The organism is Rhodococcus sp. R1101 (genome assembly GCF_000278445.1).
Classification (GTDB): domain Bacteria; phylum Actinomycetota; class Actinomycetes; order Mycobacteriales; family Mycobacteriaceae; genus Rhodococcus; species Rhodococcus gordoniae.
Genome location: NZ_AJVB01000628.1, coordinates 1 through 1,870, shown reverse-complemented (window position 1 = coordinate 1,870; position 1,870 = coordinate 1). Strand labels below are relative to the sequence as shown.

At 50.8% G+C, this 1,870-nt stretch carries 1 protein-coding gene; it reads right to left on the bottom strand.

Going from position 1 to position 1,870, the window contains the following annotated elements:
- The coding region (locus tag R1101_RS30430) for a hypothetical protein (RefSeq protein ID WP_198420322.1) at window positions 1-1,576 on the bottom strand (1,576 nt) is incomplete at its 3' end.
- Window positions 1,577-1,870 lie beyond the last annotated feature (294 nt).

The window sequence follows — 1,870 nt, the reverse complement described above, 5'->3', positions numbered from 1 at the left end:
CAAACCTGTCTCGAGAGTGCCAGGCGTATTCGTCGATTTCGGATTCGATATCCACGCCGACTCGGCCAAAAGAGGGGTCGGTGCCCAGTGCTCTCAAGGCCATCCGGAGGATAATCCTCTTGCCGCGTTGACGCGCAATATCAAGAGCGCGCTCAAATTCTTCGGTAATCTTGTCTATGCTCTTTAGGGATCTCGGTCCCCTAAGGGGGTGATATGAGTCTGAAGCCAGGTTATTTCGAAGGCCGCAATATGTATACCCGAAGACGCTTCCATTGGCACGTAATCGCTCGGTAGCAAGCTCAGACTCTTCGCCTGAACCCCAGACGGCATTAGGCATTACGAACGTATCGAATGCACTATATGAAATTGCGATTACCGAACTAAATCTAATGGACTCAGACTCGGCGATAACTCCATACCTATGAGAATCGGACTGACGTTGCCACAAATCGCCCATCGCTACGAGTGCGAGATTCGCAAGGAGTTGTGTTTTTCCGGTGCCGTTATACCCAATTATGGCGTTTATGCGATCGGGCAATTGCGGTGATTCATTGAAGGTGAACCTTGTCGAGAAAGGGTCTCCTCCTGTGCTGGTAGTGAATGAGAAGGAAAGGGCAGATGGATCGACGTGACGTGTGGGTTTAAATAGGGCGGGAGCGTCTTCTAAAGCTCGAACTGCGCTTCCTGTGCGTACTAAGGAACGAGAGAAACCGACTTCGGATTCAAACAGGTCTCGAAGGGCAGTGTTGAATACTATGTCACGCAGGGAGGTAAGTACCTGCTTCTTGAGTAATTCTTCGAGGGTGCTAATCTTCTCATAGAAGGAGTAATTTTGTCCGAGTGAGCAATATTGCTTACCAAGTTTTTTGAAGGGTGTATCTGGAAGGTGTGTGTAACCACCCTCTTGGCCCCTCTCAAGAATCTTAACATCGCCAATCTTGATCGAAGAATCCTTATTTGGGTATAAGGTGAGTGAGAACGTGGTCTTAAATCCGAAATCATCCCAACGGTCACGGCGAAGAACTGCGATCGGCCGCGAAATGTTTAGATTGATCTTTCCGTCAGCTTCGAGTACAAAGAATTGAATCTCGTTAGGGTGGCCTGATGAAGTGTCGTTATTTTCGGGCTTCGTTGTGCGGATTTCGATGCGGAGGGGATCTTTAATGAACGGGCCAACGAGGGGTTGGGATGCCTTCGACGTGAAAATGGCAGCACGTGGTTCCCACTGGGCGTAGGTAGGTGCTATTACGAGTATTTCGACGTCGGGACGTACACTGCTTTGGTACCGTTCTAGTATTTCTACAACTGCACGTAGACTTTCTTCATCGGCTGAATCCGCCAACGCGATGAGAAGCTCTGCTTGGCGCGCGCGAGATGACTGCTCAAATCGAACCCGCGCATTTCCCGCCTTAGAAATGGAGGCTGCGTAAACCGACTCAGGTCGGATGCCGACTTGGCTTGCGACATACTGTTCAAGTGTGTGGTACTTGGTGTTGCTCGTCGACGAGTGATTGACCGCTTGGAGCAGTTCATCCATGCGGACGAAGAGAGTGTCGGGCTCGGACGGGTCGGTCATGAGGCATGAGAGTACCGTGACTCTAGGTTTGGATCGCTTCAGGCAGACGTGAGTTGTCGCCACTCAATACACGTGTAGGACAGCCACATGCACGCGTAGTCATGTGCGCAGGATGCGCGGTGGAACTTCACTTGCTGAGCCTCGTACTGATGTGGACAGGGTCGCGCTTGGGTAAGGCAGAGAGCCATCAGTTATTCATCGAATATGGGTGAGTAAGGATGAGACCAAAGCGGCAATGTCGAGGCAGGCAAGTGCGATGGTTAGACTTGGATGCCATTGCGATTGATTCTTCAG